Source organism: Bradyrhizobium sp. AUGA SZCCT0160 (assembly GCF_018130105.1).
Lineage (GTDB): Bacteria > Pseudomonadota > Alphaproteobacteria > Rhizobiales > Xanthobacteraceae > Bradyrhizobium.
On record NZ_JAFCMD010000019.1, the window covers coordinates 70,354 to 86,747 of the forward strand.

Below are 16,394 nucleotides of genomic sequence, written 5' to 3' on the forward strand. Positions count from 1 at the left end.
CCCGTCGATGACGCACGCCATCGACGGGTTTAAGAATCGAGCGCCCTGCTCCGGCAACGTTATTCGGCGCTGCTGACCAGTTTCATCCGCGGCTTCACCGCCTCGATCATGCCCTGATAGGTGTTGACATAGTCGAGCGCCATACGGCGAGCCGTAAAGCGCGTCTCGAAATGCGTGCGAATGGCCTGGCGATCCAGTTCCCCCAGCCGCCCGACATCGGCGACCGCGCTGATTTCATCCTCGACGATGAAGCCGGTCTTTCCGTCGTCGATGATTTCAGGAACCGATCCACGGTTGTAGGCGATCACGGGCGTGCCGCAGGCCATGGCCTCGATCATGACGAGGCCGAACGGCTCCGGCCAGTCGATCGGCAGCAGCAACCCGATCGCCCCGCTCAGGAACTCGGCTTTCTCGTGGTCCCCGATTTCGCCGATAAACTCGACCAGCGGATGATCCATCATCGGCTTGATGATCGCATCGTAATATTCCTGGTCGGCGCGATCGACCTTCGCCGCAATCTTGAGCGGGATGCCGCAGCGTATCGCGATCCTGATCGCCCGGTCCACGCCCTTCTCCGGCGCGATACGGCCGAGGACGGCCAGATAGCTCGGCTTCACCGCCTGGGGCGTCAGCAACTTCTCCGGCAGGCCGTGGTATATGGTGTTGATGAAGTTTGCTTTCGGCACCGGCCGCCGCTGCGCATTTGAGATCGAAACAAGCGGAATCTTCGAGAATGTCGCGAACACCGGCTGATGCTCGGGAAGATCCAGCCGGCCATGAAGCGTGGTCACGAACGGCGTCGGCTGCCGGGCGAACAGCGAGAACGGATAGTAGTCGAGATGGAAATGAAGAAAGTCGAATTCTTCATCGTCACATTTTTGCCGTACGCGCTCGAGCATCAGCATGTGAAGTGCGTTCGGATCCCGCACCGACCCGTCCAGCCTCAGCGCCTTCGGCCACGTCGCATCCAGTTTGCCGGAGGTTCGGGAATCGCCGCTGGCGAATAGCGTGACCTCGTGGCCCAGAGCGACCAGTTCCTCGGTCAGCCAATAGACGACGCGTTCGGTGCCGCCATACAGCCTGGGCGGAACAGCCTCCGTCAACGGAGCAACCTGCGCGATGCGCATCCTAACAACCTCCTGATCGTGATTTTACCTTGAAAGCCCTCAACCCTCGTGGCGCGGCATCGCCAGAGCGGGAACGTTTACGCAGATGCGAAGTTCCCACATTGGTGCGCTCACTTCTCACACACTGTCGTCTTGCTGATGCCATCACACGTGATCAGACTTCTTGAACGACCTTTGCTGCGAAATTGTTGTGCAGTTGAGGCGTTGCCGCGCCAATCGAATGACGCCCGTCGACAGGGTCGGGGTTCCGCCAGGATTTCCCGTTAATCTCCAACAGGTTTAGCAGACACATGGACAATCTATCGGGATACGCGAACCGACCATTCCCCTTTGTAATGCGCTATCTGCGCCGGCGGCCCGCGTCGCATCTGGTGATATTGTTCACGGTGGTGGCAGCCGTTGCCTGCTCGGTCGGCACACAATACGGCGTGAAGTATCTGGTCGACGCCCTCGCCGCCGGACCTGCGCATAGCGGCGGTGTATGGCTGGCATTCGTTTTTCTCATAGCGCTGATTGGTTCCGACGTCCTGCTGTGGCGCATCGCGAGTTGGACAGCGAGCTTCACGTTTGTCGGCGTCACCGGCGATCTGCGCCGCGACATGTTCCGCCATTTGACCGGACACGCCCCGAGCTATTTCATCGACCGGCTCCCGGGCATGCTGACAAGCCGGATCACGGCCACCTCCAATGCCGTATTCACGGTGGAGAACATGTTCGTATGGAACGTGTTGCCGCCCTGCATCGCCACAATTGTGGCAATCGCGCTGATCGGAACCGTCAGCCTGCCGATGGCCGCCGGCATGATCGTGATCGCAAGCGTGGTCCTCATCGCCATGTTCCGGATCGCGGCCGCGGGCAAGCCGCTACATGACGACTACGCCGACAAGGCCGCCGCCGTTGACGGCGAAATGGTCGACGTCATCAACAACATGCCGCTGGTGCGGGCGTTCTGCGGGCTCGACCATGAGCACAACCGCTTCGACAACACCGTCGACCGCGAATTGACCGCACGGGGCCGCAGCCTGCGCTATCTGGAAAAGCTTCGGCTCACGCATGCCGTGATCACGCTGGCACTGACGGTGGCCCTGTTGTACTGGGCGGTCACGCTGTGGCAGAGCGGCAAGGCCACCACCGGCGACGTGGTGCTGGTCTGCACGCTCGGTCTTTCCATCCTGCACGCGACCCGCGATCTGGCGGTCGCACTTGTGGATGTCACCCAGCACACGGCCCGGCTCTCGGAGGCGATCGCAACGCTGCTGCAGCCGCATGAACTGCGCGACCATCCCGAGGCCGAACCGCTGATCAAGAGCGGTGCCGCCATCACCTTCAGGAACATCTCGTTCGGATATCCTGGCGGCGTCCAGGTGTTCGACAAATTCAACCTGAACCTCAAACCCGGGCAGCGCGTCGGCCTGGTCGGCCAATCCGGCGGCGGCAAATCCAGCCTGTTTGTGCTGTTGCAGCGCTTCTATGACGTCGACAATGGCAGTATCACCGTCGACGGCCAGGATATTTCGCGCGTCACCCAGCAAAGCCTCCGCGAAGCCATTTCGGTCGTGCCGCAGGACATCTCGATGTTCCACCGCACGATCCTGGAGAACATCCGCTATGGCCGTCCGACGGCAAGCGACGACGAGGTCCTGCGCGCGGCGATCGCGGCGCGGTGTGACTTCGTCGAAAATCTGCCCGACGGCCTTGCCACCATGGTCGGCGATCGCGGCGTCAAACTCTCCGGCGGCCAGCGGCAACGCATCGCAATCGCGCGCGCGTTCCTGAAGGACGCGCCGATCCTGCTGCTCGACGAGGCGACGGCCGCGCTTGACGGCGAGTCAGAAGAAGCGATCCGCGAGGCGCTCGGCCGCCTGATGCGCGGCCGCACCGTGATCGCGATCGCCCACCGTCTCGCCACGCTGCGGAACTTCGATCGCGTCGTGGTTCTCAGGGAAGGCAAGATCATCGAGGATGGTCCGCCGGACCGCCTGATGCGCGAAACCGGTCCGTACCGGCAGCTCGTGACGCAGGAAATGAACCGTCTCGCGATCCACGCAGCCTGAAATCGCAGAAACGAATGTAGAGCACAGTCAGATCGGCGTCGCGGCGTGCGGAGCGGTATCCGCCAGAGTGCTTTCCAGCGAATTGGATACCGGTTGGCGTCAATGAAACGCGTCAAATCAGGAATCTAGAGCCCGTTCCGTTTAATCGGAACGGAAAAGGCTCTAGAGTTACAGGACAGAGGTTACGCATGGCCACCAAAGCCAACGTCCAGCGGGCGGATACTCCTCTCGCCGAGCAGATCACGGAATCGCCGTTCTACATTCCCATGACCGGCCAGGCCGCACGGCCGCGCCGCACCCTCAAGCATGACGATACGTTCATCGTCCTCGACAGCCACGGCGACATCGGTGCTTCGGCCGGTGGACCCGATGGATTGTTCAATGCCGATACCCGCTATCTGGCGCGGCTCGAGCTCCTGCTGAACCAGACCCAGCCATTGCTGCTCGGCTCCAACCTGCGCGACGATAATTCCGCGCTGACGATCGACCTCACCAATCCCGACATCTATGACGGCGACCGGATCGTCCTGCAGAAGGATCTGATCCACATCGTGCGCACCATCTTCCTGTGGCGCGGCACCGCCTATCAGCGGATCGCCGTCCAGAACCATGGCGACCGGGCCGCACACATCGATCTGACCTTCCTGTTCGACAATGATTTCGCCGATCTGTTCGAGGTGCGCGGCGCCAGGCGCCCGCGCCGCGGCACCGGCACCAGCGAACTGCTCAGCCCCGCCGATGTCAGGTTCGAGTATCGCGGCCTCGACGGCGAGGCGCGAACGACCAATCTGCATTTCGACCCGCGCCCGACCCTGCTGGCGGTGAACAGCGGCAGCTATCATTTCGCGCTCGAGCCGCAGCAGCTTACCTCGGTGTTCGTTGCGGTGACCTGCAACTATGCCGCGGAGCATCGGCCGGCGCCGTTCATGCATGGCCTGCTCGCACATCGCCGCGAAATGCGCCGTTCGACCGCGGGCGCCGCCAGCGTCGAAACCTCGAACAGCATCTTCAATGAAGTGCTGTGCCAGTCGATGGCCGATCTCAACATGCTGATGACCGACACCGCGCATGGCCGCTATCCCTATGCCGGCATTCCCTGGTATTCAACCACGTTCGGCCGCGACGGCCTGATATCCGCGCTGCAGATGCTGTGGATTGACCCGCGTGTGGCCTGCGGCGTGCTCAAACGGCTGGCTGCCTATCAGGCCACGACCGTCGATGCCCTGAACGATGCCGAACCCGGCAAGATCCTGCATGAAATGCGCGGCGGCGAAATGGCGGCGCTGCGCGAAGTGCCGTTCGCGCAATATTACGGCAGCGTCGATTCCACGCCGCTGTTCGTGTTGCTGGCGGGATTCTATTTCGAGCGCACCGGCGACGAGGACACGCTGCGCGAACTGTGGCCCGCGATCGAGGCCGCGCTGGCCTGGATCGACGGTCCCGGCGACCCTGATCGTGACGGCTTTGTCGAATATCAGCGCGCATCCGACCAGGGCCTCGCCAATCAGGGCTGGAAAGATTCCTTCGACGCGATCTTTCATGCCGATGGCCAGTTGGCCGAAGGCCACATCGCCCTGTGCGAGGTTCAGGGTTACGTCTTCGCCGGCAAACGGCTGGCGGCACGTTGCGCGCGCCAGCTTGGCTTTGCGGAGAAGGCGCGCAGGCTCGATGAGGAGGCAACGGAGCTTGCCGCACGCTTTGAGGAGGCGTTCTGGTGCCCTGATATGGGCACCTACGCGCTCGCGCTCGACGGCGCCAAGCGGCCGTGCAAGGTGCGGACATCCAATGCCGGCCAGCTCTTGTTCACGGGCATCATTGGCGAGGACCGCGCGCGCATGGTCGCCGCCGACCTGATGCGGCCGCGCTTCTTCACCGGCTGGGGCATTCGTACCGTGGCATTGGGCGAGTCCCGCTACAATCCGATGTCCTACCACAACGGTTCGATCTGGCCGCACGACAACGCGCTGATCGCGCTGGGCCTTGCGCGCTACGGCCTGAAACATTCCGTCGAACACCTGTTCAAGGGATTGTTCGGTGCGGCGAGTTACATGGACCTGCGGCGATTGCCGGAATTGTTCTGCGGCTTCCATCGGGAGCGGCGGTTTGGCCCGACGCTCTATCCCGTGGCGTGCTCGCCGCAGGCATGGGCGAGCGCGACGCCGTTCACGCTGCTGGAAGCTTCGCTGGGCCTTGAATTCGATGCGCGGGCCGGCGAAATCCGCCTGCGGAATCCCCGTCTGCCGGAATTCCTGAACGAGGTCGTGCTGCGTGACTTGCGGCTTGGCGATTCCAGCGTGGACCTTCGCCTGCGCCGTCACGGCGACGACGTATCGCTCGAAATGATGCGGACGCGCGGCCGGGTTCAGGTCTCGATCGTGTTGTCGCGCTGACCGCGACCGTACTTGGGGAAATGGTGACGAAACCAGCTGCGGCCGGTTCGTCACCTCTGCGCAACCGTGAGAGGTTCAGGAGACCGCATGCGTTCAGGGCAAAAAATCACGGCAGCCGTTCTGGTGTGGAGCGCGATATCTCTCGGCGCACTGGCGGTAGCGCAGGAACCAGACAAGGGTCCGCCGGCTCCCGCCGCACCAAGTCCGGCGGCAAAGGCCTCGCCGGATGCGCCGAAAGAGCCGGCGCCCCCGCCCTCCGTCACGGTCATCCGGGCGGCGGACGCACGCGGGATTCTCGGACGCGATGTCCGCAGCACGGCGGGCGAGAACATGGGGCGCATCGTCGACGTGATCGTCGATCGCTCCGGAACCGTGCGCGCCGCGGTGATCGATTTCGGCGGCTTTCTCGGCGTCGGCAGCCGAAAGATCGTCGTCGACTGGAACGCACTCCACTTCGGACAAGTTACCAACAAGAAGGAAAGCATGACGCTCGAATTGACGTTGGAACAGGTCAAGGCCGCACCCGAATACAAGGAAGATACGCCGATCGTGGTGCTCGGCGCCACCGGCAGTCTGCAACCCCTGCAATTCGATCACTGACCGCGGAGGAGAATGCCACTGTCCGCGCGCCCGAACCCATATCCCAAAGATTCTGCCAAAGATCTTGGCAAGGATTTTGCCGGTGAGACGCGGGGCGCGCCGTCCATCGATGAACGCGGCGACACGTCACCGCCGCCGCCGGCATCGCCCGAGCCGCACCCTTCGGCGCAAAGCCAGCGCGGCCTCGACTGGTTCATCTTCTTTCTCGCCGACGTCCAGACCGGCTTTGGTCCGTTCGTCGCGGTGTACCTCACGACGCAGAAATGGACCCAGGTCGAAATCGGGCTGGTGCTGTCGATCGGCGGTATCGTCGGGCTGATCGGCCAGATGCCGGGCGGCGCCATCATCGACGCTGCCCGGAGAGAACGGCTGGTCGCCGGTTTCGCGGTCGCAGCGATCGGAGTCGCAGCGCTGGCCTATGCGGCATGGCCGATCTTTCCCGTCATCGCGGCAGCGGCGACATTGCACGCCTTGGCGAGTTGCGTGCTCGGCCCGGCGATCGCCGCGATCAGCCTTGGACTGGTCGGACCGGCCGCGATCGGCGAACGGCTCGGGCGCAATGCGCGGTTCGCGTCAATCGGCAACGGCGTTGCCGCGGCGCTGATGGGGGCCTGCGGCTATTTCATCTCCAGCCGCTCGGTGTTTCTCGCCACCTTCGTTCTGGTGATCTTCACCATCATAGCGCTATCCCGGATCAAAGATCGCGAAATCGATCCGGAACAGGCCCATGGCGCGATCGTCCGCGCCAAGCCGGACCCCGAAGCCACCAGCGTGCTGCATCTGCTGCGCCAGCGCCCGCTGCTGATCTTTGCCGGCGCCGTGATGTTGCTGCAGCTCGCCAACGCGGCGATGCTGCCCTTGATGGCCGGTATCGTGACGACTCGTTCGACCCAGTGGGCGCCGGTACTGATCGCGGCGTGCATCATCCTGCCCCAGGCGATCGTGGCGCTGACGTCGCCATCGGTCGGCCGCAAGGCCCAGCAATGGGGCCGCCGGCCGCTGCTGCTGATCGGCTTCACCGCGCTCGCCATCCGCGGCGTGCTGTTCGCAACCGTCACCGATCCCTATCTGCTGGTCGCCGTGCAATTCTTTGACGGCGTTACCGCCGCAGTGTTCGGCGTTCTCATCCCGTTGACCGTCGCCGACATCGCCTTCGGCAGCGGCCATTTCAACCTCGCCCAGGGCGTGGTGGGGACGGCGGTCGGCATCGGGGCTTCCTGCAGCAATGTCCTGGCCGGCTATGTCAGCGACCATTTCGGACACAGCACGGCCTTCCTCGGCCTGTCCGCGATCGGATGTTTAGGGCTTTGCCTGATCGCGTTCGTGATGCCGGAAACGAAACGGGCGTGAGGCCCCTTCGTCATTCCGGGGCGTGCAAAGCACGAGCCCGGAATCTCGAGATTCTCAGGTGCGCAATTGCGCACCATAGTTCGACGCTACGCGTCGCCCCGGAATGACGGCGTCTTACGTCCCCAATTCCACCGTCTTGAACTCCGCCGGCAAAATCACTTCCAGCAATTCGACGTCGTCGGAATAATCCAGGATCAGATGCCTGATGCGCGGCGGTTGGGTCCAGCAGCCGCCCTCTTTCATCAAGGTCTCGCCCTGGCCTTCCATGTAGGTCTTCACCCAACCCTTGAGCACATAGACCATCTGGAATTCGACGTCGTGGTAATGCAGTTTTGAAACTTCCTCGGGGTTGCAGGGTCCGATCAGCCGGATCACATGCGCCTGCGCCAGGCCATGGGTCGCCGCAGCAATGCCGAGATCGCGGTACTGTGCATAGGTACGCAGGCCGTCGGCCTTGAAATCCTCATCTCGGTGATGGCTGATGGCGATGCGCTGCTTCGGCCGAGCCTTCGGCTTTGCTACGGCCTTCGCCGCTGGTTTGGCTGCCGCCTTCGATTTGGCCGTGGCGACGCGGCCTTTTGATGCGATGGTCTTGCGGGCTGTGGATTTGGCTGCCGTGCCGAGGCCCGTCCATTTCTTCTTCACCGCGGTTTTGGCTGCGGCTTTCGATGTCGCTTTTTGCTTGGCCATTTTTCTTGCCTCCCCTGATCGTTTGGTGGGGAGAGGCTAGCACAAAATCGGTTTCGTAGGGTGGGTTAGCCGAAGGCGTAACCCACCGTTGATGCAGCGACTGATGATGGTGGGTTACGGCTTCGCCTAACCCACCCTACAAACTACAATCCTTTCCGCTCAATGCAGCCTGAACACGCCGTCCACGGCGCGAAGCTCGGCTGGCTTGATCAGCTTGGAATGCGCGACCGTGACCGAATACAGCGGGCCGTCGAGCTTTTCCTGCCAGAAGGCCAGAAAATCTTTCAGCGCCGGAAATTTCGGAAACAGATCGTAGTTCTGCCAGACGTAGGTTTGCAGCAGTGAGGGATGATCCGGCAGCCGATAGAGAATTTCCGCCGTCGTCAGTCCATAACCCAGCACCTGCTTCCGGAAATCGTCGGAAACAACCCCAACCCGCGAGACCATGCCAACCTCCATTGTCGGAAGCGCATTTCACGTGGTGGCCACACCGAGCCACCCCGGCGGAGATGCGCTCACATGAGAGAAATGTGACGCACGATACCAACCCATCACAAGCCTAAATGTTTAATGAACTGTTGAAAATTCATGCGTTAGCAGCAGCTTACCGCACGTGCTAATACGGGGTCGGCGGGCGTTTACCGTGATTAATTATGATGAATGAAATTGGCAGCCGTCATATTTGAGTGCCAATTTTTCTGCTAGAAGCCCTTGTCCCCCGAACAAGACTGGCCTAAATCACCCGCAGCCGGGCTGGCACTCGCCTGCCCGGACTGCCAAGACGCCAAAATCGACAACATTTGCAAAAGTTTAGGAGGACTGCATGAAATTCCGTCCGCTTCACGACCGCGTCGTGGTCAAGCGCATCGACGCCGAAGAGAAGACTGCTGGCGGCATCATCATTCCGGACAGTGCCAAGGAAAAGCCCTCGCAGGGCGAAATCGTCGCCGTGGGCCCGGGCGGCCGTGACGAAGCTGGCAAGCTGATCCCGATCGACCTCAAGGTCGGCGACCGCGTTCTGTTCGGCAAGTGGTCCGGCACCGAGGTCAAGATCGACGGCCAGGAGCTGCTGATCATGAAGGAAAGCGACATCATGGGCGTCCTCACCGACGTTCCCGCGACCAAGAAGAAGGCCGCCTAAGCCAAAGTCCGCACACGCTCACCCCTGAGGAGCGCCTGCGCGGCGCCCCTCGAAGAGGTGAGACACCAAGTTCAACTCAGGGAAATCAAATATGTCAGCTAAAGAAGTCAAATTCGGCGTTGATGCCCGCGACCGCATGCTGCGCGGCGTCGACATTCTCGCCAATGCCGTGAAGGTCACGCTCGGCCCCAAGGGCCGCAACGTCGTGCTCGACAAGTCGTTCGGCGCTCCCCGCATCACCAAGGACGGCGTCACCGTCGCCAAGGAAATCGAGCTCGACGACAAGTTCGAGAACATGGGCGCGCAGATGGTGCGCGAAGTCGCCTCCAAGTCCGCAGATGCTGCCGGCGACGGCACCACCACCGCAACCGTGCTCGCGGCTGCGATCGTCCGTGAAGGCGCCAAGTCGGTTGCCGCCGGCATGAACCCGATGGATCTGAAGCGCGGTATCGACCTGGCGGTGGAAGCCGTGGTCGCCGACCTCGTCAAGAACTCCAAGAAGGTCACCTCGAACGAGGAAATCGCCCAGGTCGGCACCATCTCCGCCAACGGCGACGCCGAAATCGGCAAGTTCCTCGCCGACGCCATGAAGAAGGTCGGCAACGAGGGCGTCATCACGGTTGAAGAAGCCAAGTCGCTCGAAACCGAACTCGACGTCGTCGAAGGCATGCAGTTCGACCGCGGCTATATCTCGCCCTACTTCGTCACCAACGCCGACAAGATGCGCGTTGAAATGGACGACGCCTACATCCTGATCAACGAGAAGAAGCTCTCCTCGCTGAACGAGCTGCTGCCGCTGCTCGAAGCCGTGGTGCAGACCGGCAAGCCGCTGGTCATCGTCGCGGAAGACGTCGAAGGCGAAGCTCTCGCCACCCTCGTCGTCAACCGTCTGCGTGGCGGCCTCAAGGTCGCGGCCGTCAAGGCTCCGGGCTTCGGCGATCGCCGCAAGGCCATGCTGCAGGACATCGCGGTTCTGACCGGTGGTCAGGCGATCTCGGAAGATCTCGGCATCAAGCTCGAGAACGTCACGCTGCAGATGCTCGGTCGCGCCAAGAAGGTGATGATCGACAAGGAAAACACCACCATCGTCAACGGCGCCGGCAAGAAGGCCGACATCGAAGCGCGCGTGCAGCAGATCAAGGCGCAGATCGAGGAAACCACCTCGGACTACGACCGTGAGAAGCTGCAGGAGCGTCTGGCCAAGCTCGCAGGCGGCGTCGCGGTGATCCGCGTCGGCGGCGCGACCGAAGTCGAAGTCAAGGAACGCAAGGATCGCGTGGATGACGCGATGCATGCGACCCGTGCGGCGGTTGAAGAAGGCATCGTGCCGGGCGGCGGCGTCGCCCTGCTGCGCGCCTCCGAGCAGCTCAAGCGCATCAAGACCGCGAACGACGACCAGAAGACCGGCGTCGAGATCGTGCGCAAGGCGCTGTCCGCGCCGGCCCGCCAGATCGCGATCAACGCAGGCGAAGACGGCTCCGTCATCGTCGGCAAGATCCTCGAGAAGGACCAGTATAACTACGGCTTCGACTCGCAGACCGGCGAATACGGCAACCTGGTCTCCAAGGGCATCATCGACCCGACCAAGGTGGTTCGTGCGGCGATCCAGAACGCAGCGTCGGTTGCGGCTCTGCTGATCACCACCGAAGCCATGATCGCCGAACTGCCGAAGAAGAACGCCGGCGGCGGCGCGGGCGGCATGCCCCCGGGCGGCGGCATGGGCGGCATGGACTTCTAAGTCCAGCCATCCAGGCGAACGTCAAAAGAATGCAAAACCCCGGCAGCGATGCCGGGGTTTTTGTTTGTAGGGGCCGAGGACGCCCCGCGCTGAATGCCTCTTGACCGTTATGCGATACGTATCGGATACTATTTTCCATGATCCGCAGCTTTGCTGACAGGGGTACGGAACAATTGTTTCGTGATGGCGCCTGTCCGGCGCGCTGGCGGAGCATCGAGGCTGTCGCGTTGCGCAAGCTCGATATGGTGGACGCAGCGACCCGCTTGGATGATTTGCTCTCGCCGCCTGGCAACCGGCTCGATGCACTGAAAGGCGACCGCCGCGGTCAGCATTCCATCCGTATCAACCGGCAGTGGCGTGTCTGCTTCCGCTGGACATCAGACGGTCCGGAGGCGGTGGAGATCGTGGACTATCATTAAGGAGACGGCGATGGCGCGGTTACGAACCCATCCAGGCGAAGTGTTGAAAGAAGAATATCTGGTGCCACTGGGTCTCTCTGCACGAGCCTTGGCGAAAGAGCTGGGTGTTCCGGCCAACCGCCTGACAGAGATCATGCGCGGCACGCGCGATGTCACGGCTGACACCGCGATCAGGCTTGGGCGTTATTTTCGTACCGACCCCCGCTTCTGGCTGAACCTGCAAGCAGCATACGATCTCTCCAAGGCCGAGAAGACCCATAGCTACAAGAAAATCGTGCCACGCTCGGCGGCCTGACGAGTTTACGAATAGCGCACAACTGACGGCCTACCCCGCCCGTCCCGCAGGCGAAGGGCCGCCCGTAGGCGACCCTTCTTTGCTTACGCGCTTTCCGCGGGCTTCAGGCGAACCAGCTTGGTGAGCAGGGCATCAAAGCCCTGCCCGTCACCCGCGTGGAGGTCGATGCGGCCGACCTTCTCCACCAGCCGCTCGAGCGACTCCAGTTCCTTGAGCCGCAGCAGCAGCGGGTTCTCTTCCATCAGCTTGGCGGTGTTCAGAAGCGACCGCGTCGCCGCGGTCTCTTCCTGCCGGCGGATCAAATTGGCCTTCGCCACCCGCTCCGCCTCCACCACCTTGTTCACCAGCTCACGGATCTCGCCGGGCAGGATCACGTCCTTGACGCCGAGCTCGGTCACCTCGACACCGCTGTCCGCGATACGCTCGCGGACATAGTCGCGAAGCTCCGCATCGAGCGCTGCCTTTGCTGACAGCACCTCGTCGAGCGTGCGGCCTGCAACCGCTTCGCGGATCGCGAACTGCACCAGCCGGTACAGCCACGCATCCACGTCAGGCACCACGGCGACGACCCGCTCGGGATCGACGATCCGGCGAAACGCCGTCAAGGTCACCCGCAGCGCGATGCGGTCCCTGGTCAGCATTTCCTGCGCGGTGATCTCGACCGCCTGAGGCCGCAGATCGAGACGCTTGACCTCGACCTTGCGGCCGACGATCCAGAACGCGTGCCGGCCGGGCGCAAGCCGCTCCACCAGCCGGCCCTCGACATAGAGCAGACCGGCTTCGTGGTTCTCGACCACGGCCTCCGTCACGACCACCGAACGGTTACGATCAATCATCGCCAGATGACGCGCCGTCACCCTGACATCGCCGGTCAGGTCGATGCGTTCGACATCGACCGATGTCGCGACCTTCCAGTAGACGCGCGCCTGCCAGGGCGTCATCAGCTGCATCGGACGGCCGTCGAGGTTGACGATGGCAACTTCGTCTGCCTTGGTCTCGACAAGCTCGAACAGCTCGGCCGCCAGATCAGGCCGCGCAGCCTTCAGCACCAAGTAACGCTCCGCCGGAAATTCGGCGCGAACCACCTTGAATACTTCTGCCGTCAGTTCGTTGCGCGGATCGAACAGCCGATGCCGGCCGGGACCAAGCACGCGCTCGAGCCTGCCGTTCCGCGTCAGCAACGCGCGCTCACCATCCTTCACCGTCACATGCGTCATCAGGAAATGCCAGTTCATGGCACGCCTCCATCATGGGCTTTCCGGCCAGAGGTCGGAAAGCTGGTTCCGTCGAGAAGGAACGGAGGACGCGAACGGCGCTTCCTGAAAGCCCGGCGGGCCGTGGTTTGAGCTTGCATGACGACGGGCGCACGCGCGCAATCGCCCGACGAAGGTCGGGCGTTCGAACGGTATTCCCGGCGTCAGCGCAAGCGGTATCCACCGCGGCGCAGAGCCGTTCGTACAGTGTCTAGGTTCGGACGAAGAGCCTTGCGGCAATGCGGCCGGACTGCGACTGAAGCGCGCGTCCGGTCCCCTTCAATGGGAAATTCAGTTTTTTAGACTGAACCGGAGCGTTGGAACGGGATTCGAACCCGCGTCACGATGATTAGCAGTCATCTGCTCTACCACTGAGCTATCCTTCGGTTATGCAAGAGACCGGAATCGAACCGATGCCTTCGGGTATCACCCCGATGCTCTCCATGAGCTACACCTCGCGTCTTCATTCGGCGGAACACGAAACCGGACACCGGCTCGCGCCAGTCGGGATCTCAGAGAGCCCGAACCCATGGCCTAGCGAAGGAGCGGGCTAATAAACGAAACATCTTTCAGTTGCAAGCGTGTTTTTCAAATTCCGGATGTGCTGTGACTCCCCGTCACAGCCATTCAGCGAACCAACGTGCCCATTCGGCGCACTTCGATGACGTGGTGCCGTCCGCTCGGCTGTCCGCGCCGTGACGCTGATGCACTCGCGAAGCCTACCCGCGTCGTGTCGCGCCTTGTCGATGCGCGCGACGGCCGGCGGTGTGGTCGCCGTCACTTCGCGACGAGAGGGTTGACGCTAAACGTGGCCGCACCAGCGTTGGATGATCGCGCCGGCTAAATCAAAGGAGAACTGTGATGACTGGAAATGCAATCAATGCGAAGAGCGCGCGCGAGCTGTCCGCCGAAGCGCTCGATGCGGTGGCTGGCGGCTGGCTCCCGCTCCCCTTGCGCGCCTTCACCCAAATCAAAGCAGGAGCGGGTGGCCAGAACGATCCGGCCCGAATGTTTCAACAGATTATGCGGCAACTCACTTAGGGCTAAACAAGAAGAACTGTGACGACCTGTAGGCGCGGGACCGTCGAACGATGGCGCTCGTCCGTAATCCGAAGCAGGCTCCTGGGGGCGCGGCTTTGTGCGGGGACCTGTGGCGCCTGTTATCCGGAAAGAGTGATCTTCGTGGGATGGAACGCCCGGAGCCCTTACGAGGTTAGATAGCATGCGCACCATCGCGGCGGCGCTGATCGGTGGCCTTGGATTGGAGGCGGCAGATGAAAATCATCGTGGACGAAGACGGAGAAATCATCGCCAAAGCAACGGATGACCATGTTCTGATCGGCGGCCACCACCGCCTCGCGGTGGCGGCCAGCCTCAATCGAAAACTGTTCTGGCGAGATAGCGGCGAACCTGTAAAGCTTGACCTATTCTTCAAGCATCATGGAAGTTCTCTTCGACATACAGCCTAAGGAGGCTGTACATCGCAGGGACGAGCCTCTGTTACGTTGCGGCCCGGAGCGCAGAAAGCCCCGCAAGTGGGACGGGGCCTCCGTTCGTTTCTTTCAGACGGACTGCGTTATTTCGACATGTCCTGTGCAAACCTGACCGCCCCGTAGCCGGCGAAAAAGCCGGTGCTGAACGCCGCCGCACCCACCAAAATGAAGATAAAGCCGCCATTGACCTCATCGAGTTCCGCATCAGTCACGGTATCCGACGCAGCGATTTCGATTTCATCCATAGTTACGCCTCCTACCTTGGGTTGAATGATACCGATGCACCAGTGCCTCGGTGATAGGAACGATGATCGATCGGCGGCGGTCGCACTGTTACGAAAATCACATTCTTCGGTGGGCCTAAGGCCGCGCCCGGAGACCCATCCACGGCCGATCGGTTAGGATCGCCAGCGTTGGATACCTTCTGCAACAATGATCGCTGCGGGGTATGGGCCCCTGCGTTCGGAGGGACGACGAGCGACGTCACTGAATCCTGGCAAGCACCGCAAGACGCCGGATGCCCTGGTTCCGGTACGCGTTCAGGAACGCGTAATAGTCCTTGAAGGAAACGCAGCCATTGGAATCGCCGCGGGCGCCGAGCATGTAGGTGTGTGCCAGGAGGCCGTCACGGTTGAAGATCTTGTCCTGTCCGCCGATCGGCGTCAGTCGCAGCGCCGGCACGCCGTGGAACAGCGCCTCGCGCGGCTTCAGGTCATAGATATGCGGCGGCGTCACGCCCTGCATCCGCACATGCGCATAGCGCACATCGTCCATCTTGGCGCCGAGGCCCGAATGCGCCTCGAGAACGGTGCCATCCGGCAGATAGACCTTCTTCGCCGCGATGTCGTAGACCGCGGTCTGCTTGTCGTAGGGCGGCGATCCGCCCAGCATCGGATTCTGCGAACGGGTATCGGGGATGCTTCCGGTGACGCTGGCGTCGGCGGAAGCGTAGGCCAACAACCCGCCATGCGCGTGCTGCTTGCCCCACAATTTCTCGACCATGCTCGGCTTGTCGTTGGACGCAATCGACATCACCGCCGCCTTGGCGCGCTGCGCCATGTCGCGGACCGAAGCCCCGGATTCCTTCGCGGCGGGTTTGGCTTCAGCCTGCTTGGTCGCCGGAGCCGGAACGTTCAAGGCGACCTGGGTCGGCGCCTGCGGCGCGGCTTCCTTCGGCTTCGGCGCTTCGGCAAGTTTGGGCGCTTCAGTCTTCTTCACATCGACCGGCGGCGAGACCTCCGCCACTTGCGTGGCTTCGATCGCCCTGGACGCCTGGCCTTGTGGCGCCGAGGCTGCAAACCTTTCGTTAAACATAATCAAAGGAGAGACGGTCTCGGGCGCGGAAATTTTCGGGGCTGGCTGCGGCAGCGACGCGAACACGTCGTTGAAGGCGCGCCGCGCCGGACGCGACGCGACAATCGTGGAGCTTTTGACGACGGGCGGATCGAACGCCGCGCTGTTGACCGAGGGATAGATGCTGGAGGCGAAAATATTGCTGTAAACGGTCCAGGCGCAGCCGAGCACCACGGCTGCGATCGCGACGCCGCCGAGGAAATGCTGAGGAATGGCTTTCCGGGAAGATTTCTTGCGGTTGTGGGCCGCAAGGCCAAACGCGCCGGTACTCGTACTCATTCGCCTTGCGTCCACAACAACTCTACTAAGTCCCTGTTTGGTGCCGCGCCCGAAAGGTTCCCAGGCAGCATCTCGCAAAGACACGGAGCGTCATTAAGGCGAGTTTTAGTTAAATGCAGATTAAACGCGGGCAGATGTAAGGCATGCGCAAATCATTGGAAGTTATGCGCAAATCAGCCCGTAAACATGCGGGGTTGCCCTGCGATCGGGAC

General features: G+C 62.2%; 16 protein-coding genes and 2 tRNA genes. 10 read left to right on the top strand and 8 right to left on the bottom strand.

All coding sequences use genetic code 11. The features are described 5' to 3' along the window. Positions 1-59: 59 nt before the first annotated feature. On the bottom strand, positions 60-1,127 hold the full coding sequence (locus JQ558_RS26620) for a glycosyltransferase family 4 protein (protein ID WP_212204728.1): 1,068 nt from the start codon (positions 1,125-1,127) through the stop codon (positions 60-62). 290 nt (positions 1,128-1,417) lie between these two features. Between JQ558_RS26620 and JQ558_RS26625 the strand changes: the two genes are divergently transcribed. From JQ558_RS26625 to JQ558_RS26640, 4 genes are all read left to right on the top strand, one after another. Continuing rightward, positions 1,418-3,181, top strand: a complete 1,764-nt coding sequence (locus JQ558_RS26625) for an ABC transporter ATP-binding protein (protein WP_212204726.1) — start codon at positions 1,418-1,420, stop codon at positions 3,179-3,181. A gap of 188 nt (positions 3,182-3,369) precedes the next feature. After that, the gene (locus JQ558_RS26630; RefSeq protein ID WP_212295643.1) at positions 3,370-5,571 is read left to right on the top strand and encodes an amylo-alpha-1,6-glucosidase; all 2,202 of its coding nucleotides are present in this window, start codon (positions 3,370-3,372) and stop codon (positions 5,569-5,571) included. An 87-nt stretch (positions 5,572-5,658) separates the two neighbouring features. Continuing rightward, the gene (locus tag JQ558_RS26635; RefSeq protein WP_212295644.1) at positions 5,659-6,171 is read left to right on the top strand and encodes a PRC-barrel domain-containing protein; all 513 of its coding nucleotides are present in this window, start codon (positions 5,659-5,661) and stop codon (positions 6,169-6,171) included. A 12-nt stretch (positions 6,172-6,183) separates the two neighbouring features. Beyond that, the gene (locus tag JQ558_RS26640; protein WP_212274380.1) at positions 6,184-7,521 is read left to right on the top strand and encodes an MFS transporter; all 1,338 of its coding nucleotides are present in this window, start codon (positions 6,184-6,186) and stop codon (positions 7,519-7,521) included. Between the two features lie 114 nt (positions 7,522-7,635). Here JQ558_RS26640 and JQ558_RS26645 read toward each other — a convergent pair whose 3' ends face one another. Continuing rightward, positions 7,636-8,211 (bottom strand): cupin domain-containing protein, encoded by a 576-nt coding sequence (locus JQ558_RS26645; RefSeq protein WP_212295645.1) that lies wholly within the window; start codon positions 8,209-8,211, stop codon positions 7,636-7,638. 159 nt (positions 8,212-8,370) lie between these two features. Then, entirely contained in the window at positions 8,371-8,658 is a 288-nt protein-coding gene (locus tag JQ558_RS26650) for an usg protein (RefSeq protein WP_192734078.1), read from the bottom strand. Positions 8,659-9,034: 376 nt separating this feature from the next. On the opposite strand from JQ558_RS26650, the gene JQ558_RS26655 reads away from it, so the two are divergent. The 4 genes from JQ558_RS26655 to JQ558_RS26670 all read left to right on the top strand — a co-directional run bounded on the left by JQ558_RS26655 (position 9,035) and on the right by JQ558_RS26670 (position 11,804). Next, positions 9,035-9,352 (top strand): co-chaperone GroES, encoded by a 318-nt coding sequence (locus JQ558_RS26655; protein WP_212204717.1) that lies wholly within the window; start codon positions 9,035-9,037, stop codon positions 9,350-9,352. 91 nt (positions 9,353-9,443) lie between these two features. Then, positions 9,444-11,090 (top strand): chaperonin GroEL, encoded by a 1,647-nt coding sequence (gene groL, locus JQ558_RS26660; protein WP_212204715.1) that lies wholly within the window; start codon positions 9,444-9,446, stop codon positions 11,088-11,090. Positions 11,091-11,227: 137 nt separating this feature from the next. After that, the gene (locus tag JQ558_RS26665) at positions 11,228-11,509 is read left to right on the top strand and encodes a type II toxin-antitoxin system RelE/ParE family toxin (protein ID WP_212295646.1); all 282 of its coding nucleotides are present in this window, start codon (positions 11,228-11,230) and stop codon (positions 11,507-11,509) included. Between the two features lie 10 nt (positions 11,510-11,519). Continuing rightward, entirely contained in the window at positions 11,520-11,804 is a 285-nt protein-coding gene (locus JQ558_RS26670; RefSeq protein WP_212295647.1) for a HigA family addiction module antitoxin, read from the top strand. 83 nt (positions 11,805-11,887) lie between these two features. Here the strand turns inward: JQ558_RS26670 and JQ558_RS26675 are convergent, their stop codons facing one another. The 3 genes from JQ558_RS26675 to JQ558_RS26685 all read right to left on the bottom strand — a co-directional run bounded on the left by JQ558_RS26675 (position 11,888) and on the right by JQ558_RS26685 (position 13,516). Continuing rightward, complete coding sequence (locus JQ558_RS26675) at positions 11,888-13,039, bottom strand: slipin family protein (protein WP_212274377.1); 1,152 nt, start codon at positions 13,037-13,039, stop codon at positions 11,888-11,890. 336 nt (positions 13,040-13,375) lie between these two features. Beyond that, positions 13,376-13,439 (bottom strand) — tRNA-Ser (locus tag JQ558_RS26680). 8 nt (positions 13,440-13,447) lie between these two features. Continuing rightward, positions 13,448-13,516, bottom strand: a tRNA-Ser gene (locus JQ558_RS26685). Between the two features lie 402 nt (positions 13,517-13,918). Here JQ558_RS26685 and JQ558_RS26690 point away from each other — a divergent pair. Both JQ558_RS26690 and JQ558_RS26695 read left to right on the top strand, forming a co-directional pair. Further along, a complete protein-coding gene (locus tag JQ558_RS26690) occupies positions 13,919-14,098 on the top strand; it encodes a hypothetical protein (RefSeq protein WP_212295648.1) in 180 nt (59 codons plus the stop codon). Between the two features lie 233 nt (positions 14,099-14,331). After that, positions 14,332-14,526, top strand: a complete 195-nt coding sequence (locus JQ558_RS26695) for a hypothetical protein (RefSeq protein ID WP_212204707.1) — start codon at positions 14,332-14,334, stop codon at positions 14,524-14,526. Positions 14,527-14,633: 107 nt separating this feature from the next. Here JQ558_RS26695 and JQ558_RS26700 read toward each other — a convergent pair whose 3' ends face one another. Both JQ558_RS26700 and JQ558_RS26705 read right to left on the bottom strand, forming a co-directional pair. Then, positions 14,634-14,795, bottom strand: a complete 162-nt coding sequence (locus JQ558_RS26700) for a hypothetical protein (RefSeq protein WP_192734082.1) — start codon at positions 14,793-14,795, stop codon at positions 14,634-14,636. A 238-nt stretch (positions 14,796-15,033) separates the two neighbouring features. Beyond that, positions 15,034-16,182 carry a tlde1 domain-containing protein gene (locus tag JQ558_RS26705; RefSeq protein WP_212295649.1) on the bottom strand — a complete coding sequence of 383 codons (1,149 nt, stop codon included), beginning with the start codon at positions 16,180-16,182 and terminating at the stop codon, positions 15,034-15,036. Positions 16,183-16,394: the final 212 nt, after the last annotated feature.

Coding starts and splice junctions, on each gene's coding strand:
- JQ558_RS26620 (WP_212204728.1), bottom strand. CDS start 1,127: ATGCGCATCGCGCAGGTTGCTCCGTTGACGGAGGCTGTTCCGCCCAGG.
- JQ558_RS26640 (WP_212274380.1), top strand. CDS start 6,184: ATGCCACTGTCCGCGCGCCCGAACCCATATCCCAAAGATTCTGCCAAA.
- JQ558_RS26695 (WP_212204707.1), top strand. CDS start 14,332: ATGAAAATCATCGTGGACGAAGACGGAGAAATCATCGCCAAAGCAACG.
- JQ558_RS26635 (WP_212295644.1), top strand. CDS start 5,659: ATGCGTTCAGGGCAAAAAATCACGGCAGCCGTTCTGGTGTGGAGCGCG.
- JQ558_RS26665 (WP_212295646.1), top strand. CDS start 11,228: ATGATCCGCAGCTTTGCTGACAGGGGTACGGAACAATTGTTTCGTGAT.
- JQ558_RS26705 (WP_212295649.1), bottom strand. CDS start 16,182: ATGAGTACGAGTACCGGCGCGTTTGGCCTTGCGGCCCACAACCGCAAG.
- JQ558_RS26655 (WP_212204717.1), top strand. CDS start 9,035: ATGAAATTCCGTCCGCTTCACGACCGCGTCGTGGTCAAGCGCATCGAC.
- JQ558_RS26650 (WP_192734078.1), bottom strand. CDS start 8,658: ATGGTCTCGCGGGTTGGGGTTGTTTCCGACGATTTCCGGAAGCAGGTG.
- JQ558_RS26625 (WP_212204726.1), top strand. CDS start 1,418: ATGGACAATCTATCGGGATACGCGAACCGACCATTCCCCTTTGTAATG.
- JQ558_RS26630 (WP_212295643.1), top strand. CDS start 3,370: ATGGCCACCAAAGCCAACGTCCAGCGGGCGGATACTCCTCTCGCCGAG.
- JQ558_RS26670 (WP_212295647.1), top strand. CDS start 11,520: ATGGCGCGGTTACGAACCCATCCAGGCGAAGTGTTGAAAGAAGAATAT.
- groL (WP_212204715.1), top strand. CDS start 9,444: ATGTCAGCTAAAGAAGTCAAATTCGGCGTTGATGCCCGCGACCGCATG.
- JQ558_RS26675 (WP_212274377.1), bottom strand. CDS start 13,039: ATGAACTGGCATTTCCTGATGACGCATGTGACGGTGAAGGATGGTGAG.
- JQ558_RS26690 (WP_212295648.1), top strand. CDS start 13,919: ATGACTGGAAATGCAATCAATGCGAAGAGCGCGCGCGAGCTGTCCGCC.
- JQ558_RS26700 (WP_192734082.1), bottom strand. CDS start 14,795: ATGGATGAAATCGAAATCGCTGCGTCGGATACCGTGACTGATGCGGAA.
- JQ558_RS26645 (WP_212295645.1), bottom strand. CDS start 8,211: ATGGCCAAGCAAAAAGCGACATCGAAAGCCGCAGCCAAAACCGCGGTG.